Below are 24593 nucleotides of genomic sequence, written 5' to 3' on the forward strand. Positions count from 1 at the left end.
GGCGCCGCGTCCAATTATGGAACGCCGCTTAACGGCGGTTAACCATGCGCCCCGAAGACATTGGCGATGGCCGTGCTGACACGCAGCGACAGGCCATAGGCGCGCTCGATCGGGTCGATGAAATCGCGGTGGATGGCTTCGTAGCCTTCGTCGCTGCCATCCGGCCAGTCGGTCGGTTCGGTCAGGTCGAAGCGGTCGATGCGCGGGAACTGCGTCGGGTAGGCGCGCCGCAACTGCGCCAGCGCCTCGTCGATCCGCAGGGTGAAGACCATTTCCAGCACGTCGTCGCGCGACACGTCGTTGGCGCGGCTGAAGGCCGGGACGCTAACGGCGCGGATGAACATGGCCTGGAACAGGGCGATGCGCAGCGCCTGCAGCACGCCGATCATGCGCCGCTTGTCCTCGCGGTGTTCGGTCGGGGTTTCGTCGGGCACGAAGGCGAGCAGGCGGTGCAGCTTCATCGCATCGACGCGCAGGCGGCTGGCGAGGCGGCGGAAGACGCCGACGCGGTCATCCTTCACCAGGTACTCGCTCAGGGCCTCGCAGGCCTCGGTCAGGTGTGCTTCGGTGCCGCGATAGGGGCGGCTGGCCCAGTAGGCGGAGTTGAACAGCTCGCCATAGGCGGCGACGGTCTTCACGCTGGCCAGCGCATTGGCCGCGCGCACCAGCCGCACCAGCTCGCGTCCGCGCGCGCTTTCGGTCAGCAGGGCGCCGATTTCCTCGTACTTTCCTTCTGCCGCATGGCCGAGGCCGGCGATCACGTTCACCGGGTAGCCCAGTTGCTGCAGGATGGCGTTGTGCGGGATGGCGCGGATCTGCCGCAGGCTCATCTCGCGGTCGGCGGATAGGTCGCTCTGACGGCGCGACACGCGGCTGCCGGTGGCGTTGAGCAGGCCCAGCCCGAAGGCGGTGATCGCGCGGCTGTAAGTGCGGCTCTCGAGGTGCTCGCGCTGGTGTTCCTTCACCGCGCGGTAGAAGTCGAGACTGAGGTCGGTGCGGACGTAGAACTGGTCCTTGGGTACGTCGAGATCGGTCTCGGCCGGGCGCAGCACGGCGATGCGGGTGAGCATGGCGCGGGCCAGTTCGGGGGTGGAGAACCACAGGTAGCCGTCACCGCCCTGGAAACTGACCTCGGGCTCCAACGTGATGCCTGCGCGGGCAAAGCGGCGCTTCGACCACGGGCTGAGCGCCCAGTCCAGCCGGTCCGCCATCTTGGTGGGATGGGCACCGCGCCCCATGGACTCGCCGTGGGTGTTGAAGATCAGCGCGGCGACGTCGGTCAGGCCGTTTTCGGCAATGGCCTCGGCCAGGCGGCCCTGCAGGCGTTCGATGGCGAGGCTGGCGGGAATCTGCCCGACGAAGCGTCCGGCATCGGAGAAACCCGTCTGGATCGCCACGCGCCCGCGCTTCCGGGCGTAGTCCTGGTAGATCGGCTCGGCGAGCAGTTCGTCGAGGAAGCGGCCGCCGTGCTCGAGCGCGCTCTCGGTCTCGAACAGCGGCGATACATCGACCTTGTCTTCGATCCCGAACAACTTGGCGAAATAGAGCGCGGCGAGCACCGTGGCGGGCTCTTCGCACTCGGCGATCAGCATGCGGATCGGCGCATCGGCGTCGATATGGGCAAGGATCTGCGCCATGGCGATGAACTGGCGGATGGCGGTGCTGGCCTCGATCGCCAGCGCACCGAAATTGCTGCGGCGCGGCTGCAATTCGGAAATCGCGCGATTGAGGTGCACCACCGCGCCCTTGCTGGCGAGGTCGAGGTTGCCTTCCGGGTCGATCCGGCGGCGGATGGCGTTGTGCAGCTGCTTGGCGTTTACGCGGAAGTGGATCCAGCCCATGCCGAGGCCGTCGGCGCGCATGGCGGCAGCCAGCGTCTTGAGCGCCACGGCGCGTTCGCCGTCAGCGCAGTCCTTTGCCTCGGCTTCCAGTGCATCGATGTAGCGCGAGAGGCTGAGCAGCTTGCGCGGATCGCTGGCGGTCAGGCGGTTGGCGGCAACGGAAAGCGCGGCGGGATCGGACAGGTCGGCGGCAAAGTCCCGTGCGCGTTCTTCTGCATAGGTGGCTGCCGGGCGCAGCTCGGCGAGCAGCGGGTGATCGCCGTCGATATGTTCCAGCGTGGCAACGTAGCGCGCCAGCCGTTCGGCCTTTTCCGACAGGCGGAAGCCGATGGAATTGGACCAGGTGATGTCGGTGCGCCCGTCCATGTCGTAGCCGACCCAGGAGGCGAAGCGGAACGGCAGCGGTTCCAGCTCGGTCCAGCTGTCGGGCCAGTGCTCGCGGGCGTGCGAAAGCAATTGCGCGACGATCTTGCTGCGGGCCTCCTGCGCGTTGGCAATGGCCCGCATGGCGCGCTGGTGTTCGAAAGCGAGGGTGACCTGCGGACGCTCGCCGCCAACACAGCTGTCATCGACCGGCGCGCCGCCCGAGGCCTGTCGCGCGACTGCATCCGACTGGGCAGGCGTCAGCAGGAAAGTGGGGTGGGCGGTGAAAACCGCGTGCAGTTGCGGACGCTCCCAGCTCTTGCGGAACTCCGCGAAGTCGGACGTCTGCAATGTTTCCGACAGCGCAGCGGCATTGGCGTCGCCGGCAATCGGGGCGACCGTGTTTTCCAGCTTGGCGGCGCGTTCGCCCAGTGCTGCCACTTCCAGCTCGGCGATCAGCGCCTCGATATCGTCGAGGGTGATGCCGCCGTCCTCAAGCTCGCGCGAGAGGTTGTGCGCCAGCTGGAAGACCGGGTTGAACAGCGGGGTCTCGGCGGTGCGGCCGTGTAGCTCCTGCAGGCGCTGCGAGAGGGCGGCGTAGGTCGTCACTTGCCGAGGCCGCTCGCGGCACGGGCCAGCGCGGTGATCTCTTCGGGTGAGGCCCCCTTGGGCGCGACCCACGATCCGCCGACGCAATGGACGAAGGGCAAGGCGAGCCAGTCTGGTGCGGTGGCCTCGGCGATGCCGCCGGTGGGGCAGAAGGCGCACTGGTAGAACGGCGCGGCGAGCGCCTTGAGCGCGGGGATGCCGCCCGCGGCCATGGCCGGGAAGAACTTGAAGTGGGTGAGCCCCATGTCGAGCCCGCGCATGATGTCGCCGGCGGTGGCGGTGCCGGGGAGGAAGGGTATGCCGGACTTTACCGCCGCTTCGCCGAGCGGCTGGGTGAGGCCGGGGGAGACGATGAACTCGCTGCCAACGTCCAGCGCGGCGTGCAGCTGGTCCGGATTGGTGACCGTGCCCGCGCCGACGATGGCGCCGGGGACGAGGTTCATGCGCTTGATCGCTTCGAGCGCACTATCGGTGCGCAGTGTCACCTCGAGCACCTTGAGGCCGCCTTCGACCAGCGCTTCGGCGACTTCGCGGGCGTGCCCGATATCATCCACCACCAGCACCGGGATCACCGGGGCGGTCTGCATCACGTCTTCGATGGCATAGAGCATCAGTTGTCTCCGTATTGCTGGCAGTAAGCGGCAGCGGCGCCGAACAGGCCCGGTTGCGGATGGGTGATAAGCTTTACTGGCAGCTTTTCCATTAATCCGGCGAACCGTCCCTTGGCGCAGAAGCGGGAGGCGAAGCCCGACTTGGGCAAGTGATCGCGCAGCCGGTAGCCAAGGCCGCCCGCGATCACGACGCCCGATGCGCCCTGCGCCAGCGCAAGGTCGCCCGCGACCGAGCCGAGCGAGAGGCAGAAGCGGTCGACCGCGGCAGCCGCAAGGCTGTCGGTCCCGTTCATGCCAGCGGTCCAGATCGCCACGTCATCGCGTTCGGGCACGTTCTTGTGCTCCAGCGCGGCCAGCGTCTCGTAGATGTCGACGATGGCCGGGCCGGCGACCACGCGTTCGACCGAGACGCGGGTGTGGCGCTTCCTCAGCCGGGCAAGGATCGCATCCTCGATCGAATCGAGCGGGGCGAAGTCGATATGTCCGCCTTCGGTGGCCGAGACGCGGTAATGGCCCGAAGCCTCGCGGTAGAGGTGTGCGACGCCGAGCCCGGTGCCCGGACCCATGACGGTAAGGCGACCGGTCGCGGGCAGGGGGCCTCGCGGACCGGCGAGATAGAGGAACTCGTCCTCGCCTGCCCGCGCCACGGCATGGGCCACGGCTTCGAAGTCGTTGACCAGCTTGTAGCTGTCGACCCCGAGCTTTTCGTTCACCAGCGCCGGACGGATGATCCACGGGTTGTTGGTAAAACGGATGACCTCTCCGCCGACAGGTCCGGCAATGGCCATGGCAACGCGCGAAGGCAGGCTTCCGCCCTTGCGCTCGCGGTAGGCTTCCCAGGCGGTCTGGAAGCTCGCGTAATCCTCGGTGTGCAGGGTTACGGGCTCGTCCATGGTGATGGTGCCGTCGGAGTCCCGCGTGGCAATGGCGAAGCGCGCATGGGTGCCGCCGATATCGACCGCGACCAGCTCCATTACAGGCCTGCACTCGCCAGCATGGCGCTGCCGCCGCGCTCGGCCTCGTCCGCCAGGTGGCGGAACATGGCGAACAATTCGCGGCCGGTGCCCATGTCGGGCGCCGGATCGGGTGCGGGGGTGCGGTCGGACAGGTCTGCGGTTGTCGACAGTTCGCCGGTCCCGGCGCAGAGCTTCACCACGTCGCCGTCCTGCAGCAGCGACAGCGGCCCGCCGCCCAGTGCCTCGGGCGAACAGTGGATGGCGGCAGGCACCTTGCCCGATGCACCCGACATGCGCCCGTCAGTCACCAGCGCCACCTTGTAGCCGCGATCCTGCAGCACGCCGAGCGGCGGGGTCAGGCTGTGCAGTTCGGGCATGCCGTTGGCGCGCGGGCCCTGGAAGCGCATGACCACGACCACGTCGCGGTCGAGCTCGCCCGCCTTGAAGGCTGCGAGCACATCGTGCTGGTCCTGGAAGACGCGGCAGGGTGCCTCGACGGTCCAGCGGCTCTTGTCGACGGCGGAAGACTTGAAGCAGGCGCGGCCAAGGTTGCCGGTGACCAGCTTCATGCCGCCATCGGGCTGGAACGGATCGGAGGCCGGGCGCAGCATTTCGGTGTCGCCGCTGCCGTCGATATCGCGCCAGTCAAGCCTGTCGTCATCGAGCCACGGCTCGCGGCCATAGCTTGCCAGCCCGCGTTCCTCGGCCACGCCGATCACGTCGCCGTGGGCAAGCCCCGCATCGAGCAATTCGCCGATCACGTAGCCCATGCCGCCCGCGTCGTGGAAGTGGTTCACGTCGCCCGAGCCGTTGGGATAGACCCGCGCCAGCAGCGGCACGACGCTGGAAAGTTCGGAGAGGTCGGTCCAGTCGATCTGCACCCCGGCTGCGCGGGCGAAGGCGGGGATATGGATCGCGTGGTTGGTGGAGCCGCCCGTCGCCAGCAGGCCGATGGCGGCGTTGATCACGGCCTTCTCGTCGACGCATTCGCCAAGCGGGCGGTAGTCGTTGCCGTGCTTGCCCATGGCAGTCACACGGTGAACGGCCGCGCGGTCGAAGGCCTGCCGCAGCTTGGTGCCCGGCTGCACGAAGGCCGCGCCGGGAACGTGCAGGCCCATCATCTCCATCATCATCTGGTTGGAGTTGGCCGTGCCGTAGAACGTGCAGGTGCCCGGCGAGTGGTAGGACCCCAGCTCGCTGTCGAGCAGTTCCCGCCGGGTCGCCTTGCCCTCTGCATAGAGCTGGCGCACGCGCTGCTTTTCCCTGTTGGAGACGCCCGAAGGCATCGGGCCGCTCGGCACGAACACCGCCGGCAGGTGGCCGAAACGCAAGGCGCCCATCAAGAGGCCCGGCACGATCTTGTCGCAGATGCCCAGCAGCAGCATGCCGTCGTACATGGCGTGGGACAGGGCGACACCTGTCGACAGCGCGATGACGTCGCGGCTGAACAGGCTCAGTTCCATGCCTCTCTCGCCCTGCGTCACGCCGTCGCACATGGCGGGCGTGCCGCCAGCGACCTGCGCCGTGGCGCCCACTTCACGGGCGTAGATCTTCAGCCGCTCCGGATAGCGCCCGTAAGGCTGGTGGGCGGAGAGCATGTCGTTGTAGGCAGTAACCACGCCGATGTTGGGACCGGCATTGGTCTTGAGCGCGTGCTGGTCTTCCAATGCCCCGGCAAAGGCGTGGGCGAGGTTGGAGCAGCTAACCTGACTGCGTTCCGGCTGGTTGTCGGCCTCGCGCCGGATCAGGTCGAGATAGGCCTGGCGGCTGTCCCGCGACCGGTCGATCACGCGCTGGGTGACGCTGGCAATGGTCGGATGCAGGTCACTCATGCCAGCTTACCCCGTCACGTTCGGCCAGCGCGATGGCGGCGCTCGGCCCCCAGCTGCCTGCGCTGTAGGTCTTGGGTTCCTTCTCCTCGGCTTCCCAACCGGCGCGGATCGCATCGATCCACTTCCACTGCGCTTCCACCTCGTCGCGGCGGACGAACAGCGTCTGGTCGCCGTTGATCAGGTCGAGCAGCAGGCGCTCGTAGGCGATGCGCTTGTGCTTGCCGGTAAAGGCGTCGGGCATGGCAATGTTGAGCGGTACTTCGCGCAAGGTCATGCCTTCGTGCTCGATGCCGGGCACCTTGGCCATCAGCGACAGGGTGATGTTCTCTTCGGGCTGGATGCCGATTACCAGCTTGTTGGCCTTGAGCCTGGCGCCGGTGAAGATCGAGTGCGGCACGTCGCGGAAGTGCACGATGATCTCGGTCACGCGTTCGGGCAGGCGCTTGCCGGTGCGCAGGTAGAAGGGGACGCCCTGCCAGCGCCAGTTGTCGATATGCGCCTTCAGCGCGACGAAGGTTTCGGTGTTCGAGTTTTTGCCCAGTTCCTCGTCATAGCCGGGCACGGGCTGGCCATCGATCGCGCCCTTGCGGTACTGGCCGGTGACGCTTTCGGCATCGGTGAGCTGGCGCAGGGCGCGCAGCACCTTCACCTTCTCGTCGCGTACGGAATTGGCATCGAAGCTGCCCGGCGGCTCCATCGCCACCAGCGCCAGCAGCTGCAGCATGTGGTTCTGCACCATGTCGCGCAGCGCGCCGGCGCCGTCGTAGAAGTCCACGCGGCTTTCCAGTCCCACCGTCTCGCCCACGGTGATCTGCACATGGTCGATATGCTGGGCGTTCCACAGCGGCTCGAACAGGATATTGGCAAAACGCAGCGCGATCAGGTTCTGCACCGTTTCCTTGCCCAGGTAGTGGTCGATGCGGAAGATGCGGCTTTCGGGGAAGGCACTGGCCACGGCATCGTTGATCGCGCAGGAGCTCTCCAGATCCGTGCCGAGCGGCTTCTCGAGGCAGATGCGCGCGTTGCTGGCGGCGAGGCCGTTGGCAGCCAGACCGGCAATGGTCGGCTCGAACAGGCTGGGCGCAGTCGACAGGAAGATCGCCACCTGCCGGTCTTTTCCCACTTTGGCCGCGAGTTCGGTGAAGCCCTTTGGCGTGGTCACGTCGAGCGGGCTGTAGCTCAGGCGGTTGAGGAAATCGGCCATGCCGCCGCGGCGGTGCGCGGGCAGGAATTTCTCGATTGCGGCGCGGGCGAAGTTGCGGAACTCGCTGTCGCCCATCTCTGACCGCGCCGTGCCGACAATCTGCAGGTCGTCACCCAGCAACCCCTCGGCATCCAGTGCGCACAGCGACGGCAACAGCATACGCTGTGAGAGATCACCGGTCGCGCCGAACAGGATCAGAGTCTGGGCCTTGTCAGTCAAATCATATCCCCGGTAAGCCGCAATGTCAGATGACGGGACTGTAGACCCCCATGATGTTGCGGCGCAACATTATCTTTCTCCCTCGCTGGTACTCTATCATGTGAACGTTCTCAAGATGGAGATTTGATTACTTTGTCTCGGTTACCCTGACCTCGCTGAATTCGAAGCGCGAATGGCGGAAGGTGGTGAGGAAGGAGACATCGGCGGCATCTCGGCCAATGCCGATCTTGGCGGTCTTGGCCGGGTCGGCCATGCCGGTGGGGTCGGCGAGGTACCAGGCACCGCCTTCCGGCACACTTGGGTCAGCCAGGAACACCTCGGCCACTGCGTGGAAATCCTGAGGATCGACGCCGGGCGCGAAGCAGCTGACGTACCGGGCCGGGATGGTCGAGGCGCGGGCAAAGGCGATCAGCACGTGGGCATAATCGCGGCAGATCCCGCGACGTTCGGCAAAGCTGTCGAGCGCGGTGGTCTGGGCGTTACTGGCGCCCGGCTCGTAGTGGAAGTTGTCCGAAATCCAGTCGCACATGGCCAGTACCTGCGCGCCGCCTGACAGGTCGCCAAAGCGGTCCGCCACGAAGTTCTGCATGCGGTCAGCCTGGCAATAACGGGAATCGAACAGGTACTCGACGGCTTCGCCGGGCAGGGCATGAGGGTCCACGGCGGCCAGGCTGGCAAGGTCGGGCGCTATCCGGTTGATCTCGACCTCGGCCTCGTAACCGACAGCATAGGCACCCTCGGCGCGCACCCAGATGCGTTCGCCGATGTGATTGTGCGCGGGTACGCGCGCCACGTGCAGGGCGGGGGCCAGCTTGGTCGTCGTCGACAGGACTTCCTGCTCGGGAATGTCCGCCGCCTCGAATTGCAACAGCAGGTCTGTTGGCTCGAACAGGTGGAAGGCAAAGCGGGCGGAGATGGAAATGGACATGTGTCAGGCGAACGCGTGGGAGGGAGGGAAGTTTCGCATCATTCGCCGACGAGGTGGGCAACCACCTCGCGCCGGTGCGGCATGCGGCGGTGCTCGGCGAGGTAGAGTCCCTGCCAGGTGCCCAGTGCCATGCGGCCGTCCGCCACCGGTACGCTGAGCGAGGTGCCGGTCAGCATCGCGCGGATATGCGCGGGCATGTCGTCCGGGCCTTCGCTGTCGTGTTCGTAGTGCAAACCTTCGGGCACAACCTTGTCCAGCCAGCGCAACATGTCGCGCTGCACGGCAGGGGCGGCGTTCTCGTTGATCAGCAGGCTGGCCGAGGTGTGGCGGCAGAACAGCGTCAACAGGCCGGTCTCGATCCCCGTCCCGGCGAGCCAGTCTGCCACCTCGTCGGTGAACTCGTACAGCGCCTTGTCATGTGTATTGATTATAAAGCGGGTCTGGGCCTGTTGCATAGCGTTGCCATAGCGGGCGGACAACTGGACTGCACCCGGTTTTCGAGGCAAGTATCGCGGTGAGGAGAGACAATGCGCAATTTCAACAAACTGGCACTGGCCACGCTCGGCCTGGCCCTGCTGGCGATCCCGGTGGCGGCCCACCATTCCTTCGCGGTCTATTTCGATGACCAGGACCGGGTGACGGTGGAAGGGACGGTGACGGCGTTCCGCTTCACCAATCCGCACGGCACGCTGGTGCTTGACGTCGACGGCACCGAATGGCGCGCGGAGACCAATGCGCCCGTGGTGCTGCAACGGCGCGGCTGGACGCGGACGAGCCTGCGCCCCGGCGACCATGTGACCATCAGCGGCTGGCGCGCGCGCGACGGGCGCAACTACATGCGCCTGATGGAAGCACGCGATGCCGACGGCCAGATGATCGGCACGGGCAGGTTCGGGCAGAACGATGGCTAGAGCGCTCCTTGCCGCCGCCACGCTGGCCATTCTCGCCGTCCCCGCCGCTGCGCAGGACGCGCCGCCGGACCTGTCGGGGTACTGGGGGCCCACCTTCACCGCCGGCGTGCCGGACGAGGACATGATCGCCAACGTCCCGGACAATACCGTGGTGGTCGAAGATACCGGCGTCGCGGAATTCCCACGCGGCGAATACGGCGGACTGGAACTGACCGAAGAGGCGCTCGCACAGGCGGCCGACTGGGACCCGGAAGACGAAATGGCGCTCGACCGCGTGTGCCTGCCGCCCAGCATTGTCTACGCCATGCAGGGACCGTTCCCGTTCGAGATCGTGCAGACCCCCACGCTGATCGTCTTCCGCTACGAATACTTCGACCAGACGCGGCTGGTCTTCATGGGCGAGCAGGGCGACGCGCACGAAGCCCCCGACGGCATGCCGCACAGCAAGATGGGCTATTCCACCGGCCATTGGGACGGCGACGAACTGGTAATAACGACCGATCACATCGCCGCCTCCACCATCACCAACAACGGCCTCAACCACAGCGACGAGGTGGTCATGGTCGAACGCTACCGGATCGACCCCGACAGCGGCCGGCTGGTGGCGACGCAGTGGTTCACCGACCCGGTGATGCTGGAGAACAACGGCGTCCGCTGGATCGAATGGGAAGCGCGACCGGGGCAGCACATCTACCCCTACGAATGCGATCCCACCTTCGCGCTGGAGTACGGGGCACTGCCTGCCGAATAGGCCTTGCACGGCGGCGACCCTGCGTTAGTCTCGCTTGCAACAAAGAGGGACTACCCATGACATTACTGAAGGCGGCTGCGCTTGCAGCCACGGCACTCGGCGCGCTGTCCGTGACCGCGCAAGCGCAGGAGCGGCCAATTGCGTTCCAGGGCGCAACCATCCTCACCATGCAGGGCGAGGGCACCGGCACCATCGAGAACGGCACGCTGGTGATCCGGAATGGCGCCATCGTCGCGGTCGGTGCATCGGTGGACGTGCCTGCCGGCGCCGAACTGCGCGATGTCAGTGGCATGGTGATCATGCCGGGCATCGTCGATACCCATTCGCATATCGGACAGGTTTCCGGCGCGGACAGCTCCGGCGCGATCCAGCCGGACGTGCGTGCGCTCGATTCGATCAATGTCCGCGATCCTTCGATCGCCCGCGCCCGTTCGGGCGGGGTCACCACGGCCAACATCATGCCCGGCTCGGGCTACCTGATGAGCGGCCAGACCTTCTACATGCACCTCACCCAGGGCAGTTCCATCGAGGACTATGCCTGGCGTGACGGCGATGGCGACATGATGGGCGGGATGAAGATGGCCAACGGCACCAACCCGCTGCGCGAAACCTCGGGCTTTCCCGGCACCCGCGCCCGCTCGGCGGCCATGGTGCGCCAGCACTTCGTCGAGGCGCAGGAGTATTGCGAGGGCGACCGGTCCCCGCGCGACATCGGCATGGAAGCCATGTGCGAAGTGCTCGATGGCAGCCGCCTCGTCCATTTCCACACGCACCGCAGCGACGACATCATGACCGCGCTGCGCCTGCGCCGTGAATTCGGCTTCGACATGCTGATCCAGCACGGCATCGAAAGCTACCAGGTGGCGCAGGAAATCGCGGCCGAAGGCGTTCCGGTTTCTGCCATCCTGATCGATAGCCCGGGCGGCAAGCTGGAAGCAGCCAATGCCAACCTCGAAACGGCAGCCGCGCTGGAAGCGGCTGGCGTCTTCTTGTCGCTGCATTCGGACGACAACATCCTCGACAGCCGGTTGATGTACCGCCAAGCGGGCATGGCGGTGCGTGCCGGGATGAGCCGCGACGGTGCCTTGCGCGCGCTCACCATCAATGGCGCGGTGCAGCTGGGCCTCGATGACCGGGTCGGCAGCCTCGAGCCGGGCAAGCTGGCCGACTTCGTGCTGCTCACCGGTGATCCACTTTCGGTCTACAGCAACGTGCAGGAAACCTGGGTTATGGGTGAACGCCTGTTCGACCGCGCCAACCCGGATCACCTCGTGGCCGCCAACGGCGGTGTGGGCGGCGGCAGCCCCTACACCAACACCCATGTCCTCGAACGTGAAGCGCGCATGCTGGGAGACGCAGAATGAAGCCTCTTGCAAAGATCCTTGGCGGCGCGGTTACGGCGCTGCTGATCTCCACCAGCGCGCTGGCGCAGGACATCGCCGTACGCGGCGAACAGGTCTGGACCATGGGCCCGCAAGGCGTGATCGCCGATGGTGTCGTAGTTATCGAGGACGGCCGGATCACGGCTGTCGGCCCCTACGCCGATACGCCGATCCCCACCGACATGACCGTGCTGAGTGCACCGGTGGTGACGCCCGGCCTTGTCGATGCCCATTCGACCGTCGGCCTGACCGGTTATCTCAACCAGCCCGACGACCAGGACCAACTGGACGATTCTGCGCCGGTGCAGCCGCAATTGCGCGCCATCGACGCCTACAACCCGCATGACCGGCTGGTGCAGTGGGTGCGCGAACTGGGCGTGACCACGCTGCACACCGGCCACGGCCCGGGTGCGCTCGTCTCGGGCCAGACCATGGTGGTGAAGACGCGGGGCAACACCGTCGAAGCCGCGCTGGTGGAAGACGGCACGATGATCGCAGCCAATCTCGGCACCTGGTCGCTGGATCGTTCGGGCAGCCCGGGCACGCGCGCGAAGCAGATGTCCATGCTGCGGCAGGCGCTGGTGGCAGCGCAATCCCCGGTCGAAGGCGAAGACGATGACGAGGACGGCGCGCGCGACCTGGTGAACGAGGCCTTCGTCTCGGTAATCCGCGGCGAGACCCCGCTGCTGGTGACCGCCAACCGGTCGCAGGACATCCAGTCTGCCCTACGGCTGGCCGAGGAATTCGGCATCGAAGTCGTGATCGACGGTGCTGCCGACGCACACCTGATGCTCGATGAACTGGCCGCCAGCGGCGTCTCGGTGATCCTGCACCCCACCATGGCGCGCAACGACGGCGAGATGGAGAACGTGGCTTTCACCACTCCGGCGGCCCTCGCCGGGGCGGGCATCCCCTTCGCCTTGCAGTCGGGCTACGAGGCCTATGTGCCCAAGACCCGCGTGGTGCTGTGGGAAGCTGGCTTCGCCGCGGGCTACGGCCTCTCGCCCGAACAGGCGCTGGCCAGCGTCACCATCGATGCCGCCAATATCATCGGCATGGGTGACCGCATCGGCAGCCTCGAAGTCGGCAAGGACGGCGATGTGGCGCTCTTCGACGGCGATCCGCTCGAATATACCAGCCACGCCGTGGGCGTGGTGATCGAAGGCGAAGTCGTCTCCGACGCGGTGCGGTAGGGAAATGCGGCGGGCGGTGCATTAAATCACCCCCGCCATCCGTTGTCCTTGGCGAGACCGGGTCTGTCCGGTCGCTGACCAAGGAGAACACCATGTCCAAGCTGTTTGTCCGTTCAACCGTCGCTGCTGCCGCGCTTGTCGCCATGGCGGGGCAGGCGCTTGCTGCCGATATCCTGCTCGAAGAGCGCATCGCGCGGCAGGAAGAAAGCCGCATCCTCACCAGCCCGATTGCCGGGATCCAGAACCGCTTCTGGTTCGACTACCTCGGCAACGTGGTCGAGGCGCAGGAGGAACTCGCGAGCGACCTCAATCGTGCCAGCGACCTCGAAGACCTGCGCGATGCGTGGGAGGAATACGCTCACGAATTGCGCGACGAGCGCGAAGACTACATCGAGGAAATGGCCGAACGTGGCTATCGCCACTTCACCATCACGGTCGACTAGACCTTCGACCGATCGACACGAAGGGGAGCCGGTCAGCGAAGACCGGCTCCCCTTTTTCGTGCCTAACGCCAGCCGGCTTCGCGGGCGGCCGCTTCCTGTTCGGCGGTAAGGGCAGGACCTGCGGCCATGTCCTGCGCGGCGGCGAGGATTTCTTCCGCGCCTGCCTGCCGGAATTCGGTGCCCGACTGGCGCGTGCCTGCCATTTCCAGCTGCAGCGCCCAGCCGCTGTCATCACGGCAGGCAATGCCGGTCCGGTCAGGCTGGCTGAAGGCGCGGCAGTAGCGGTCATCCTCGTTGACAAAGGACAGCAGCACGCGCGTTTCGCCGCCAGTGTCCTGGTCTGCCACCAGCTGGCTATCGAGCGCCATGGCGAGCGCGGGGTCACTGTCCTCCAGCGTGTCAGGCCCGCCCGGCAGGACCACGGCGAGCACCAGCGTAGCGGCAAGGGCAGGGCCGACGAAATAGCCCCAGCGCGGGATCCACCTCCTTGCCTCGCGTTTCTCGCGCGCCCCGGCGAAATCGACCACTTCAGCGGGCTTCTGCTCCGCGTCAGTCCCGCTGAGCAGCGCCGAGAAGCGATCCGGCACCCGAGCTTCCGCAATCGGTGCGAAATGGGCGGAGAGCTGCGCCTTGAGCGCCTTGTGCGCCTCCACCTCGGCCTGCAACCGCGGATCGGCGGCGACGGCAGCGGCGATCTCCTTTCCGCGGGTGCCGGTGACTTCGCCATCGGCCCAGGCGGCCAGTTCTTCCTTGGTGACCTGCGTCATGCCGCCTCCTCCAGCAGGGCGAGTAGCGCGTCGCGCCCGCGCACCAGCCGCGAATTGAGTGTGCCGACCGGGCAGCCGACGATCTCGGCAGCTTCCTTGTAGGCATAGCCTTCGACCATGACGAGCAGCACGGCCTCGCGCTGGTCCTCGGGCAAGCGCTGCATGGCACGGTCGACATTGCCCAGTTCGACGGCGGCTTCCTGCGCGCCGTCACTGCCCACGGAAAGTCCCGCGTCTTCACCCACGAAGGTCTGCGATCGGCGGCTGCGGGCGCGGGCCTCGTCGATCCATAGGTTTCGCATAATCCGGTACATCCAGCTATCGAGTCGCGTCCCCTCCTGCCACTTGCGGCGGTTGGCGAGCGCGCGCTCCACACACATCTGGCAAAGATCGTCACCGTCGGCAGCATTGCCGGCCAGCCCGGTAGCGAAGCGTCGCAACCGGGGCAGGAGGTCCAGCACCTGCTGTTCGAACGGTGGGTTCAAAGTGATCCTTGCCTTGTCCTGCGGATTAAACGGATGGCCACGCCCGTTTCATCCATGCTTAATGCCAATTACCGGATGTGACACCCATGCGACCACCCTTTCTCCCCCTGTTCACCCTGCTGTTTGCCGGGCTGGCGCTCCTGGCAAGCCCCCTGTCCGCGCAGGTGAGCGTGCCGCAGGTCGGCCTGCCGCCGGTGGGGCCGGTGGTCGATCCGCTGCTTGACCAGACGGACCGGCTGGCGCGCGATACCCTGTCCGAAGTGGACCGGCTCGCCGAGGCGAGACTGGACCGGATCGACCGACTGGTGCGTCGCAACCGCCGGCATATCGAGCGCGACGCGGCTGGCGAGCCCGCACGGCGCGGCGAAATCGTGCTGCTGGAAGCAAGCTCCGAACAGGTCGCGGGCGCCGAGGCGGAGGGTTACCGCGTGATCGAGCAAGGTGAGCTGGCCTCGCTTGGAATGACCTTTACGCGGCTCGCCCTCCCGCGCGGTACCGACCTCGACGAAGCGCAGCGTGAGCTGCCGGAACTGCTGCCCGGTGTCACCGTGGCCCCCGACAACCTCTACCTCACCTCCGGCACCGCCATGGCACCCGCACCGCAAGGCGGATTCGCGCGCGCGCGCCCGGCGTCTGGAGCCACGGTAGGCATGATCGACGGGGCACCCGGCGCGGCCGTTCCGGTGGCGGAAATCCGCGGCTTTGCCAGCGGCGGCGGCGAAGCGAGCGACCATGGTTCAGCCATCGCCTCGTTGCTGCGCGGGGCTGGCGTGTCGCGCGTGCTGGCGGCAGACGTCTATGGGACCGATCGTGCCGGCGGTAATGCCGTGGCCATAGCGCAGGCGCTCGACTGGCTGGTCGGGGCGGATGTCCGGGTGGTCACCATCAGCCTCGTGGGGCCCGACAATCCAATCCTGGCGCGTGCGATTGCTGCAGCCCGCCGACGCGGAGCAGTGGTGGTTGCCGCCGTCGGCAATGATGGCCCTGCAGCGCCGCCCGCCTATCCTGCCTCCTACGAAGGCGTGGTAGCCGTCACCGCAGTAGACCGTCGCGAACGCGCGCTGATCGAGGCGGGTCGCGCGCTGCACCTCGACTATGCCGCCCCGGGCGCGGACATCTACGGGATGGACCGGCGCGGCCGCAGCCAGCGCCTGCGTGGCACCTCCTACGCCACCCCACTGGTGGCCGCGCGGCTGGCGCACGCGATCGGCAACGGTCGCGACTGGCGCGGTGCCCTGGATAGCGAAGCGCACGACCTTGGCGAACCGGGACCCGACGAAACCTACGGTCGAGGGCTGGTTTGCCGCGGGTGCGGCGCGCGCGACTGAAATTTTTTTCCGGGCAAATGGATTAAGCCGCGAACCCGATCCGTTTTCTTCGCACAGGCCGGCAAGAACTCCGGTCACAGTGAAGGAAAGGATTGAACCATGAAACTTCCCCTGATTTCTTCCGCCGCCTTGGCCATCGCGCTGACGGCTGCTCCCGCCCAGGCCCAGTTGCTAGGCGGTAGCGGCGGACTCGGCGGTACGATTGGCGGCACGCTCGATACCACCATGGGTACGCTGCGCTCGACCACGGGCGGTGCCATCGACGGTTCGGCCTCGACTCGCGGTGCCACCCGCATTGACCGTCGTTCGGGTCGCGTGGAAGCCGAACGCGGTGCCGACGCCTCGGCCACCGGCGCCGTGACCCAGGCCATCACTTCCCCGCTCGGCGGCGCTGACGCCGGTGCCGATGGTTCGGGCAGCGCCTCTGCCAATGGCAGCGGTTCGGCCCAGCTGGTCGGCACCGATGCCGTGCGCGGCGTGGTCGGCCAGACCCGCAATACCGCGGGTAGCGTGGTCGGACAGGCTCGCGGTACGGCCGCAGGCGCAGCCGGAACCGCCACCGGCCTCGCTGGCAATGCCCCGGCGCTCGGCTCGATCAGCGGCAACGGTTCGGCTGCGGGTGAAGGCTCGGGCAATGCCATGCTCGGCGGCGCTCCGGCCATGCTGACCGCCGCAGGCAGCGGCGCGGCCAATGGCGCGGGTGCCTTTGCCGTCGAACCCGGCATGGACGTGCTCTCGCCCTCTGGCGAACGCATCGGCCGGGTGCGCGAGGTCGTGGCTGACCAGCGCGGACAGGTGCGCCAGCTGCTGGTGCAGTCGGGCGACGCACGCCAGCTGGTTCCCGCCGGCAACTTTGCCGCTGCCGGTGATGCGCTGGTGATGGGTTCGGGCGCTGCCGAGGGCAGCACTGCCCCGGCTCCGCAGCAGGACAGCCAGCCCAACCCGCCGGAAGACGCCGAGCAGTAAGGCCCGGCCCCCCTCTTCCGGACGCGGTCCTGTCGCAGCCCCTGAACGACAGGCGAGGGCGGCCTCCCGTCACGCGGAGGCCGCCCTTTTCGGTGTCCTACAGGCGCGTCCTCGCCGCACAGGATCGGTGGCTCTTTCACACCGTCGATCCCCCTGCCGACATGGCCGGGCCTTGCAGCAAGAAGCGAAAGGTTACACCTTCACCGACCCTGGGTGCAGGAAATTACACGAAAAACATAGGTTTAAGAACGGGGGTCGCATTTTCCAGGACACCCCGGTCCGTGTCACAGGCTAACCTTCGACAACCACCCCGAACAGGTCGTGCGCGTCGGCATCCTCGACCTCCACCGGCACGATGTCGCCAGGCGCCAGCGTCGCGGCGACGTTGCGCAGGTACACCGCACCGTCGATCTCCGGCGCGTCGGCCTGTGAGCGGCCCGTGGCGCCGATGTCGCCGTCCTCGTCCGGTTCGCCGACCTCGTCGATGATGACGGGCAGGACCTTGCCGACCTTGGCCGCGAGCTTGGCGGCGCTGATGCGTTCGGTGACTTCCATCACCCGCGCATACCGCTCTTCCTTCACCTCTTCGGGCACCGGATCGGGCAAGGCATTGGCTTGCGCGCCCTCGACCGGTTCGAAGCGGAAGGCCCCGACGCGGTCGAGCTGGGCCTCTTCGAGCCAGTCGAGCAGGTACTTGAAGTCGTCCTCGGTCTCGCCGGGGAAGCCGACCACGAAGCTGGAGCGCACGGCGATCTCGGGACAGATGTCGCGCCACGACTTCAGCCGTTCGAGCACCTTGGCCTCGTTGGCCGGGCGCTTCATGGCCTTCAGCACCTTGGGACTGGCGTGCTGGAACGGGATGTCGAGGTACGGGGTGAGCAGCCCCTCCGCCATCAGCGGGATCACCGCGTCGACGTGCGGGTAGGGGTAGACATAGTGCAGGCGCACCCACGGGGGCGTGCCGTTGCCGGTGTCGAGCTGGCCCAGTTCGCGGGCGAGGTCGGTCATGTGCGCGCGGACGGGGTGGCCCTTCCACATGCGTTCCTCGTGCCGGGTGTCGACACCGTAGGCGCTAGTGTCCTGGCTGATGACCAGCAGCTCCCTGGTGCCGGCAGCAACCAGCTTCTCCGCCTCGCGCAGCACGGCGTCGATGCGGCGGCTGGCCAGCTTCCCGCGCAGGGAAGGGATGATGCAGAAGGAACAAGAGTGGTTACACCCCTCGCTGATCTTGAGGTAGCTGTAGTGGCGCGGGGTCAGCTTCACCATCGCGTCGGTGGGCTGCGGGACGAGGTCGATGAAGGGGCCCTGGCTGGGCGGCGCAGCTTCGTGCACCGCCTCGACCACGTCCTCGTACTGGTGCGCGCCGGTGATCGCGAGGACCTGGGGGAAGCGCTTGCGGATCAGCTCCGCCTCGTCGCCCATGCAGCCGGTCACGATGACGCGGCCGTTCTCGTTGATCGCCTCGCCGATCGCCTCGAGGCTCTCCTCCTTGGCGGAGTCGAGGAAGCCGCAGGTGTTCACCAGCACGACGTCGGCCCCGGCATAGTCGGGCGACATGGCATAGCCATCGGCGCGTAGCTTGGTGAGGATGCGCTCGGAATCGACCAGCGCCTTGGGACAGCCGAGGCTGACCATGCCGACGCGCTTCTGGCCGGGTATCTGACTTGGGGGGATCTGCGATGCCATGATGCGCGCGCCCCTACACCCGTGGCGACGATTGCGCTAGGTCTGGCGTCAGGGATGCAATTTGGGAGTTGGGGTTATGGGCGATGTGAACCTGTTGGCCGTGGTGCTGGGCGCGGTGGCCTTCTTCGTGGTCGGGGCGATCTGGTACGGGCCGTTGTTCGGCAAGTCGTGGCGCAACCTGACCGGAATTACCGACGAGATGGTGAAGGCCGGGCCGCAGCCGGGGCAGAACCCGACCTGGCTGATCATGCTGCTCGCCTTCCTGTTCGAACTGCTGGTGGTGCTGATGCTGGGGCACAACATTGCCCGCACCAATCCGCAGCCGCACGTGATCATGATGATGGCGGTCGGCTTCGGCGCGGTGATCATGGCACCGGCCATCGGCATCAACTACCTGTTCCAGATGCGTCCCGGAAAGCTGTTCGCCATCGACGCAGGCTACATGGTGGTCGGCATGGCAACCGCGGGCGGAGTGTTCGTCCTGCTGTCCTAGCCCACCTCGGCGTCGCGCAGGGAGGTCGATTCGTCGGTCGGGAGGATTTCCACCACCACGTCGCCAGCCTGCAGGCAGGCCGCTTCCGGCTCCCAGAAGCCGCAGGGAACGCCATTGCGATAGAGGCGCATGCCGCGCCCGCCGGACGTGAGCTTGGACAACGGCTGGCCGATCTCGTCGGGTCGCACCGGGCGCTCCACCAGCTGGACGCGTCCGGTGACGGAAGCAAGGTCGCTGAGGTAGTCGGCAATGTGCGCCCCGCGCGCGCTGCCGGCCAGCAGCAGGCCGGTGAAGCGCACCGGGTTGATGACGTTGTCGGCTCCCGCCTGCTTGGCCAGCAATTCGTTGTCTGCCGCGCGCACGACCACGCTGATCGGCACCTTGGGCGCGAGGTGGCGTACGGTCAGCACGATCAGGATCGAACTGTCGTCGCGCCCTGCCGAGACCAGCACGGTCTGCGCCTGATCGATGTGCACGGCCTGCAGGTTCTCGTCGCGAGAAGCGTCGGCCTCGATGACGTTGCAGCCCAGCGCCTCGGCCTGCTCCAGCCGGTCCTCGTCCATGTCCATGACGACGATAGTGGCGGGATCGACGCCGCGTTCGATCAGTTCGCCGACGGCCTCCGATCCGGAGATACCGAAGCCGAGTACGACCACGTGGTCTTCAAGGGAGTCCTGGATACGGGCCATGCGGAACTTCTCCCAGCTGCGCTTGATAAGGAAATTGTAGGCGGTGCCGACAAAGATGAAGAGCACGGCGAACCGGACAGGTGTCACGATCAGGGCCTCGACCAGCCGCGCGCGTTCGCTGATCGGGGCAATGTCGCCAAAGCCGGTGGTGGTGATCGATATCATGGTGAAATAGACCACGTCGAGGAAGCTGACATGGCCATCATGGTTGTCGATCAGTCCGTCGCGATCGAAGTAGTGGATCATTACCACCAGCATGATCAGGAACAGGGCGAGGCCGAGGCGGATACCCAGGTCGCCCCAGACGGGGATCCTTACCGCGCGGCGCAAGGGGGCGAAACGGCGCTTGCCTACACGGACGCGATCATACTTGGTGTGCGTGCGCGCCACGGCTTCAATGCACCCCGCTCACGCCGCGAACCGTTCGGCCAGGGCGCCGATGGCGGAATGGTTGGTGAGGTCGAGCTGCAAGGGCGTGACCGCAATGTAGCCGTCCTCTACGGCTTCCAGGTCCGTGCCGTGGTCCAGCGTGTGTTCGGCATCCTGCAGGCCGAACCAGTAATAGGGTCGTCCGCGCGGATCGGTGCCCTGGACCAGGCTGCCCCGGCTGTAGTCGTGGAAGCCCTGCCGCACCACGCGGATGCCGCGCACCTTGTCTGCAGGCAGGGCGGGGAAGTTGACGTTGATCACCGTCCGCTTGGCCATGACCATATCGACCAGCGGCGCCAGCACGCGCTTTCCCCATTGCTCGGTGGCGGAGAAATCGGGGCCGTTGTCGCGAAAGGCCTGGCTCAGCGCGATTGCCGGGATGCCCGCAAGCGCGCCTTCCATGGCGGCGGAAACGGTGCCCGAATAGGTGACGTCGTCGCCCAGGTTCTCGCCCGCGTTGACGCCGGAGATCACCAGGTCAGGCCATTCGTCCTCGAACAGCTTGCGCAGCGCGAGGTTGACCGAGTCCGTTGGCGTTCCCGTGACCGAAAAACGCTTCTCTCCGAGTTCCCGCAGGCGCACCGGCTGGTGCAGCGTCAACGAGTGTCCGGCACCCGATTGCTCCTCTGCCGGGGCACAGACCCAGACATCGTCCGTCAGTTCCCGCGCGATCTTCTCCAGCACCGCGAGACCGGGTGCGTGGATACCGTCGTCGTTGGAAAGGAGGATTCGCATCAGCCTTGGGGTACCAGCTTTTCCACCCCGCCCATATAGGGCTTCAGCACTTCGGGCACGAGCACCGAGCCATCTTCCTGCTGGTAGTTTTCCAGCACGGCGACGAGCGTGCGGCCCACGGCGAGGCCCGAGCCGTTGAGCGTGTGGACGAAGGCGGTCTTCTTCTCGCCTTCTGGCCGGTAGCGGGCATTCATGCGCCGCGCCTGGAAGTCGCCGCACCAGGAGATCGAGCTGATCTCGCGGTAGGCATCCTGGCCCGGCAGCCACACCTCGAGGTCGAAGGTCTTGCGCGCGCCGAAGCCCATGTCGCCGGTGCACAGCAGCACCTTCTGGTGCGGCAGTTCGAGCGCGTGCAGAATGCTCTCGGCGCTTTCCACCATGTGCATGTGCTCGGCGTGGGCGTCCTCGGGGCTGCAGATGGAGACCAGCTCGACCTTCTCGAACTGGTGCTGGCGGATGAAGCCGCGGGTGTCTTTGCCCGCCGCGCCGGCCTCGCTGCGGAAGCAGGGCGTCAGGGCGGTGAGGCGGATCGGCGTCGAGAGATCGTCGATAATCTGCTCGCGTACGGAGTTGGTCAGGCTCACCTCGGCGGTCGGGATCAGCCAGAGATCGTTGGCGCGGAACTGGTCTTCGGCGAACTTGGGCAGCTGGCCGGTGCCGAACAATGCCTCGTCACGCACCAGCAGCGGCGGGTTGCACTCGACATAACCGTTCTCGCTGGTCTGGTGGTCCAGCATGAACTGCGCCAGCGCGCGGTGCAGGCGGGCCATCTGGCCGCGCAGGAAGGTAAACCGCGCGCCCGACATGGCCGCGCCGGTTTCGAAGTCCATGCCCAGCGCCGGACCTATGTCCGCGTGTTCTTTCGGCGGGAAGTGGAAGGTGCGCGGCGTGGTCCACTGGCTGACGTGGAGATTGTCGTTCTCGTCCTCGCCAACCGGCACGCCTTCGGCGGGCAGGTTGGGGATGGCGGCAAGCGTATCGTTCAGGGCCTTGGCCTTGGCGCGCTCTTCGTCCTCCAGCTGCGGCATCGACTGCTTGATCTCGGCCACTTCGGCCTTCAGCGCCTCGGCCTTGTCGGTATCGCCCTGGCCCATGGCCTGGCCAATCGCCTTCGAGGCTTCGTTGCGGCGGCTCTGCAATTCCTGCAGCCGCGTGGTCAGCTCGCGGCGTTCCTCATCGAGCTTCAGGAGGCCAGCAGACAGCGGCTCCAGCCCGCGCGTGGCGAGGGCTGCGTCGAAAGCCGCGGGATTCTCTCGGATCATTCGCAAGTCGTGCATGGGCGCGGCCTATGCCTTGGGCGCGCGGGGCTTGTCCAGCATAGAGAGGCCCTTGGCGCGGCCGGTTATGCAAATCGGTCCTTTATCCCGCTGGCGAATTGCGCGAGACTCGCAGCATGAACTGGTCCTTCGACAATACCTTCGCCCGCGACATGGAGGGGTTTTATACCTCGTGGCAGGGCGCCGAGGTGCCGCAACCGGCCGTGTTGCGGCTGAACGAGGAGCTCGCGCGCGAGCTGGGACTCGATCCGGAGCAGCTTGATAGCGCGGAGGGCGCGGCGGCGCTGGCGGGATCGCACGCTCCGGAAGGGGCCGATCCGCTCGCCATGGTCTATGCCGGGCACCAGTTTGGTGGCTTTTCCGCGCAGCTGGGCGATGGCCGCGCGCTGTTGCTGGGCGAAATCGTCGACAGCCGTGGCCAGCGGCGCGACCTCCACCTGAAAGGTTCGGGACGCACGCCCTACTCGCGTGGCGGGGACGGCAAGGCCGTGCTTGGTCCGGTCCTGCGCGAATACCTGTTTGGCGAGGCCATGCATGCGCTGGGTATCCCCACGACGCGGGCACTGGCGGCGGTGACCACCGGTGAAGCCATCGTGCGCGACGGCAAGGAATCAGGCGCGGTGCTGGCGCGCGTGGCAGCCTCGCACCTGCGGGTGGGCACATTCCAGTACTTCGCCGCGCAGGGAGAGAGCGAGAAGGTCCGCCAGCTCGCCGACTATTCCATCGCACGCCACCATCCCGAGCTTGCCGGGCAGGATGACCGCTATCTCGGCCTGTTCCGGGCGGTGCGCGATGCCCAGGCAGCGCTGGTGGCACAGTGGCTGCTGGTCGGCTTCGTCCACGGGGTGATGAACACCGACAACATGACCATTTCGGGCGAGACCATCGACTATGGCCCCTGCGCCTTCATTGACCGTTACGACCCCAAGGCGGTGTTCAGCTCGATCGACCACCAGGGGCGCTATGCCTACGGCAACCAGCCGATGATCGCGCAGTGGAACCTGGCGCGCCTTGCCGAGACGCTGATCCCACTGGTCGATCCCGACAATCATGAAGCGGCCATCGAAGTGCTCGGCGCAGAGCTGGATGTCTATCGCGAGGCCTACCGCGAACACTGGCTGGCAGGCATGCGCACCAAGCTGGGGCTGGCCTCCGCGCAAGAGAGCGACATCGATCTTGTCCAGGGCCTGCTGGCCGTCATGGGCGGCGGACAGGGCGCCGACTACACCCGCTTCTTCCGTGCCTTGGCTGAGCTGGTGCGGGGCGATGCCGAATCCGTGCGGGCGCTGTTCGACGAACCGGGTGCCTTTGATGCCTGGCTGCCCGCTTATCAGGCACGGCTGGCGCAGGAGGACAGGACGCCCGGCGAAATGGCGGAGTCGATGGACCGGGCGAACCCGCTCTACATTCCGCGCAACCACCTCGTGGAAGAGGCCCTCGATGCCGCGCGTGGCGGTGACATGGCCCCGTTCGACCGCCTGCTGGAAGTGCTTTCCGATCCTTTCAACGAGCAGCCGGACGCCGAGCGATACGCCCTCGGCGCACCGCCTGACTTCGGCAAGCACGTCACCTACTGCGGGACCTAGTCGTCGCCGAACTCGGCGAGGAATTCCATGTATTCGCGGTCGAGGACCTGCAGGCCGCGCCCCTCGCGGGCGATAATGCCCTGTTCTTCCCACTCCGACAGCAGCCGGTTCACGTTCTCGCGTGCAAGGCCGGCGAAGGCGCCGAGATCGCCCTGGCTGGGATTGTGCCGCAGCTTGCCGTTTTCAGGATCGAGCAGGCGCACCATGGCGCGGGCAAGGCGCGGAGCCATGGAGAAGGTGCGATCGCTTTCCACGACCAGGTTCAGCTGGCGGATATGGCTGGCCATGGCGCGCAGCAGGCGCAGCGTCGATGCCGGGTTGGAGAGGGCGGCCGCTTCGAAAGCGGGGGCCGGGATCACCAGCACCTCGCTCGCTTCCGATGCGCTGACCGATGCCGTGCGCGGCCCGCGGTCGAGCATGGCGATCTCGCCCACCACGTCGCCCGGGCTGCAATAGTTGAGGATGATCTCGCGCCCGTTCACGCTGACCATCGAAATCTTGAGGCTGCCGGACAACAGGACCACGGCGAAATCACCTACATCGTCGCCCTGGCTGATAATCATCTCGCCGCGTTTCAGTTGGCGCCGCTTGGAGGAACGCAACAGGTTCGCCAGTTGCTCGGGTTCGATTGCTCGCAGCAGGGTATCAGGTGCCAGCTTGTCGATCAGGGCATCGGTTTCGGTCATGTCGCGGCCTCCTTTCCGACAGGACTAGGGCAGCCGCAGCAGTGAAACAATCGGCAAGTAAGGCAGGGACATGGCAGGAAATACACAAAGAATCCGGCTCGAGTGATCTGCATCACAGCACACCGGTGCAGCGGATCCTATCAAGAGCACATCGAGGCCCGGCGCGACGAAATCGTAACGGGGGGTGCCACCGACCCAGTTCGGACAGGTGGGGCCGAGCGGT

At 66.6% G+C, this 24593-nt stretch carries 23 protein-coding genes; 9 read left to right on the plus strand and 14 right to left on the minus strand.

Features of this window, described 5'->3' with window-relative positions:
* Positions 1-38 precede the first annotated feature (38 nt).
* The 7 genes from AAEO60_RS01585 to AAEO60_RS01615 form a co-directional block, all read right to left on the minus strand.
* Entirely contained in the window at positions 39-2813 is a 2775-nt protein-coding gene (locus AAEO60_RS01585) for a phosphoenolpyruvate carboxylase (RefSeq protein WP_341671888.1), read from the minus strand.
* Positions 2810-3424, minus strand: coding sequence for a bifunctional 4-hydroxy-2-oxoglutarate aldolase/2-dehydro-3-deoxy-phosphogluconate aldolase (gene eda / locus AAEO60_RS01590; protein ID WP_341671889.1), 615 nt, complete (start codon positions 3422-3424; stop codon positions 2810-2812). The genes AAEO60_RS01585 and eda overlap by 4 nt, the downstream gene beginning before the upstream one ends.
* Positions 3424-4398, minus strand: a complete 975-nt coding sequence (locus AAEO60_RS01595; RefSeq protein ID WP_341671891.1) for a glucokinase — start codon at positions 4396-4398, stop codon at positions 3424-3426. Before AAEO60_RS01595 ends, eda begins: the two co-directional genes overlap by 1 nt.
* Entirely contained in the window at positions 4398-6212 is a 1815-nt protein-coding gene (gene edd, locus AAEO60_RS01600) for a phosphogluconate dehydratase (protein WP_341671892.1), read from the minus strand. The genes AAEO60_RS01595 and edd overlap by 1 nt, the downstream gene beginning before the upstream one ends.
* A complete protein-coding gene (gene zwf, locus AAEO60_RS01605; RefSeq protein ID WP_341671894.1) occupies positions 6205-7635 on the minus strand; it encodes a glucose-6-phosphate dehydrogenase in 1431 nt (476 codons plus the stop codon). Before zwf ends, edd begins: the two co-directional genes overlap by 8 nt.
* Before the next feature lie 127 nt (positions 7636-7762).
* Complete coding sequence (locus AAEO60_RS01610; RefSeq protein ID WP_341671895.1) at positions 7763-8563, minus strand: transglutaminase-like domain-containing protein; 801 nt, start codon at positions 8561-8563, stop codon at positions 7763-7765.
* Between the two features lie 38 nt (positions 8564-8601).
* The gene (locus AAEO60_RS01615) at positions 8602-9018 is read right to left on the minus strand and encodes a secondary thiamine-phosphate synthase enzyme YjbQ (protein WP_341671896.1); all 417 of its coding nucleotides are present in this window, start codon (positions 9016-9018) and stop codon (positions 8602-8604) included.
* 72 nt (positions 9019-9090) lie between these two features.
* Between AAEO60_RS01615 and AAEO60_RS01620 the strand changes: the two genes are divergently transcribed.
* The 5 genes from AAEO60_RS01620 (at position 9091) to AAEO60_RS01640 (ending at position 13243) form a co-directional block, all read left to right on the plus strand.
* Complete coding sequence (locus tag AAEO60_RS01620; protein ID WP_341671897.1) at positions 9091-9474, plus strand: DUF6152 family protein; 384 nt, start codon at positions 9091-9093, stop codon at positions 9472-9474.
* Positions 9467-10225, plus strand: coding sequence for a hypothetical protein (locus AAEO60_RS01625; RefSeq protein WP_341671898.1), 759 nt, complete (start codon positions 9467-9469; stop codon positions 10223-10225). Before AAEO60_RS01620 ends, AAEO60_RS01625 begins: the two co-directional genes overlap by 8 nt.
* 56 nt (positions 10226-10281) lie before the next feature.
* Entirely contained in the window at positions 10282-11589 is a 1308-nt protein-coding gene (locus AAEO60_RS01630) for an amidohydrolase family protein (RefSeq protein ID WP_341671899.1), read from the plus strand.
* A complete protein-coding gene (locus tag AAEO60_RS01635) occupies positions 11586-12800 on the plus strand; it encodes an amidohydrolase family protein (protein ID WP_341671900.1) in 1215 nt (404 codons plus the stop codon). The genes AAEO60_RS01630 and AAEO60_RS01635 overlap by 4 nt, the downstream gene beginning before the upstream one ends.
* 92 nt (positions 12801-12892) lie before the next feature.
* Positions 12893-13243 (plus strand): hypothetical protein, encoded by a 351-nt coding sequence (locus tag AAEO60_RS01640; protein WP_341671901.1) that lies wholly within the window; start codon positions 12893-12895, stop codon positions 13241-13243.
* Positions 13244-13305: 62 nt separating this feature from the next.
* Here the strand turns inward: AAEO60_RS01640 and AAEO60_RS01645 are convergent, their stop codons facing one another.
* Positions 13306-14010: an anti-sigma factor gene (locus AAEO60_RS01645; RefSeq protein ID WP_341671902.1), complete on the minus strand. Its 705-nt coding sequence runs from the start codon at positions 14008-14010 to the stop codon at positions 13306-13308.
* Positions 14007-14495: an RNA polymerase sigma factor gene (locus tag AAEO60_RS01650; RefSeq protein ID WP_423970059.1), complete on the minus strand. Its 489-nt coding sequence runs from the start codon at positions 14493-14495 to the stop codon at positions 14007-14009. Before AAEO60_RS01650 ends, AAEO60_RS01645 begins: the two co-directional genes overlap by 4 nt.
* An 86-nt stretch (positions 14496-14581) precedes the next feature.
* Here AAEO60_RS01650 and AAEO60_RS01655 point away from each other — a divergent pair, with 86 nt between their 5' ends.
* Positions 14582-15823 carry a S8 family serine peptidase gene (locus AAEO60_RS01655; protein ID WP_341671903.1) on the plus strand — a complete coding sequence of 414 codons (1242 nt, stop codon included), beginning with the start codon at positions 14582-14584 and terminating at the stop codon, positions 15821-15823.
* Between the two features lie 99 nt (positions 15824-15922).
* Positions 15923-16789: a hypothetical protein gene (locus AAEO60_RS01660; protein ID WP_341671904.1), complete on the plus strand. Its 867-nt coding sequence runs from the start codon at positions 15923-15925 to the stop codon at positions 16787-16789.
* Positions 16790-17080: 291 nt separating this feature from the next.
* Here AAEO60_RS01660 and rimO read toward each other — a convergent pair whose 3' ends face one another.
* Positions 17081-18475 carry a 30S ribosomal protein S12 methylthiotransferase RimO gene (gene rimO, locus AAEO60_RS01665; RefSeq protein ID WP_341671906.1) on the minus strand — a complete coding sequence of 465 codons (1395 nt, stop codon included), beginning with the start codon at positions 18473-18475 and terminating at the stop codon, positions 17081-17083.
* 76 nt (positions 18476-18551) lie between these two features.
* Between rimO and AAEO60_RS01670 the strand changes: the two genes are divergently transcribed.
* Complete coding sequence (locus tag AAEO60_RS01670) at positions 18552-18968, plus strand: DUF1761 domain-containing protein (protein ID WP_341671907.1); 417 nt, start codon at positions 18552-18554, stop codon at positions 18966-18968.
* Here AAEO60_RS01670 and AAEO60_RS01675 read toward each other — a convergent pair.
* From AAEO60_RS01675 to serS, 3 genes are read right to left on the minus strand one after another with little or no spacing between them, the layout of a single operon-like run.
* Positions 18965-20047, minus strand: a complete 1083-nt coding sequence (locus tag AAEO60_RS01675) for a potassium channel family protein (protein ID WP_341671908.1) — start codon at positions 20045-20047, stop codon at positions 18965-18967. The genes AAEO60_RS01670 and AAEO60_RS01675 overlap by 4 nt on opposite strands.
* 18 nt (positions 20048-20065) lie before the next feature.
* A complete protein-coding gene (gene surE, locus AAEO60_RS01680; RefSeq protein ID WP_341671909.1) occupies positions 20066-20821 on the minus strand; it encodes a 5'/3'-nucleotidase SurE in 756 nt (251 codons plus the stop codon).
* A complete protein-coding gene (gene serS / locus AAEO60_RS01685; protein WP_341671911.1) occupies positions 20821-22098 on the minus strand; it encodes a serine--tRNA ligase in 1278 nt (425 codons plus the stop codon). The genes surE and serS overlap by 1 nt, the downstream gene beginning before the upstream one ends.
* Before the next feature lie 116 nt (positions 22099-22214).
* Between serS and AAEO60_RS01690 the strand changes: the two genes are divergently transcribed.
* Positions 22215-23684, plus strand: a complete 1470-nt coding sequence (locus AAEO60_RS01690; protein WP_341671912.1) for a protein adenylyltransferase SelO — start codon at positions 22215-22217, stop codon at positions 23682-23684.
* On the opposite strand, the gene AAEO60_RS01695 is transcribed toward AAEO60_RS01690, so the two are convergent.
* Complete coding sequence (locus AAEO60_RS01695; protein WP_341671914.1) at positions 23681-24370, minus strand: Crp/Fnr family transcriptional regulator; 690 nt, start codon at positions 24368-24370, stop codon at positions 23681-23683. The two genes, AAEO60_RS01690 and AAEO60_RS01695, sit on opposite strands and share 4 nt — an antisense overlap.
* Positions 24371-24593: the final 223 nt, after the last annotated feature.

Origin of the sequence: Aurantiacibacter gilvus, assembly GCF_038289935.1 — a bacterium.
Taxonomy (GTDB): Bacteria; Pseudomonadota; Alphaproteobacteria; order Sphingomonadales; family Sphingomonadaceae; genus Alteraurantiacibacter; species Alteraurantiacibacter gilvus.

What these genes read in the sequence shown, in the direction of transcription:
- AAEO60_RS01630 (WP_341671899.1), top strand. Translation starts at nt 10,282, where the DNA reads ATGACATTACTGAAGGCGGCTGCGCTTGCAGCCACGGCACTCGGCGCG.
- AAEO60_RS01625 (WP_341671898.1), top strand. Translation starts at nt 9,467, where the DNA reads ATGGCTAGAGCGCTCCTTGCCGCCGCCACGCTGGCCATTCTCGCCGTC.
- serS (WP_341671911.1), bottom strand. Translation starts at nt 22,098, where the DNA reads ATGCACGACTTGCGAATGATCCGAGAGAATCCCGCGGCTTTCGACGCA.
- rimO (WP_341671906.1), bottom strand. Translation starts at nt 18,475, where the DNA reads ATGGCATCGCAGATCCCCCCAAGTCAGATACCCGGCCAGAAGCGCGTC.
- AAEO60_RS01620 (WP_341671897.1), top strand. Translation starts at nt 9,091, where the DNA reads ATGCGCAATTTCAACAAACTGGCACTGGCCACGCTCGGCCTGGCCCTG.
- eda (WP_341671889.1), bottom strand. Translation starts at nt 3,424, where the DNA reads ATGCTCTATGCCATCGAAGACGTGATGCAGACCGCCCCGGTGATCCCG.
- AAEO60_RS01635 (WP_341671900.1), top strand. Translation starts at nt 11,586, where the DNA reads ATGAAGCCTCTTGCAAAGATCCTTGGCGGCGCGGTTACGGCGCTGCTG.
- AAEO60_RS01690 (WP_341671912.1), top strand. Translation starts at nt 22,215, where the DNA reads ATGAACTGGTCCTTCGACAATACCTTCGCCCGCGACATGGAGGGGTTT.
- edd (WP_341671892.1), bottom strand. Translation starts at nt 6,212, where the DNA reads ATGAGTGACCTGCATCCGACCATTGCCAGCGTCACCCAGCGCGTGATC.
- AAEO60_RS01655 (WP_341671903.1), top strand. Translation starts at nt 14,582, where the DNA reads ATGCGACCACCCTTTCTCCCCCTGTTCACCCTGCTGTTTGCCGGGCTG.
- surE (WP_341671909.1), bottom strand. Translation starts at nt 20,821, where the DNA reads ATGCGAATCCTCCTTTCCAACGACGACGGTATCCACGCACCCGGTCTC.
- AAEO60_RS01595 (WP_341671891.1), bottom strand. Translation starts at nt 4,398, where the DNA reads ATGGAGCTGGTCGCGGTCGATATCGGCGGCACCCATGCGCGCTTCGCC.
- AAEO60_RS01610 (WP_341671895.1), bottom strand. Translation starts at nt 8,563, where the DNA reads ATGTCCATTTCCATCTCCGCCCGCTTTGCCTTCCACCTGTTCGAGCCA.
- AAEO60_RS01695 (WP_341671914.1), bottom strand. Translation starts at nt 24,370, where the DNA reads ATGACCGAAACCGATGCCCTGATCGACAAGCTGGCACCTGATACCCTG.
- AAEO60_RS01660 (WP_341671904.1), top strand. Translation starts at nt 15,923, where the DNA reads ATGAAACTTCCCCTGATTTCTTCCGCCGCCTTGGCCATCGCGCTGACG.
- AAEO60_RS01670 (WP_341671907.1), top strand. Translation starts at nt 18,552, where the DNA reads ATGGGCGATGTGAACCTGTTGGCCGTGGTGCTGGGCGCGGTGGCCTTC.
- AAEO60_RS01645 (WP_341671902.1), bottom strand. Translation starts at nt 14,010, where the DNA reads ATGACGCAGGTCACCAAGGAAGAACTGGCCGCCTGGGCCGATGGCGAA.
- AAEO60_RS01640 (WP_341671901.1), top strand. Translation starts at nt 12,893, where the DNA reads ATGTCCAAGCTGTTTGTCCGTTCAACCGTCGCTGCTGCCGCGCTTGTC.
- AAEO60_RS01615 (WP_341671896.1), bottom strand. Translation starts at nt 9,018, where the DNA reads ATGCAACAGGCCCAGACCCGCTTTATAATCAATACACATGACAAGGCG.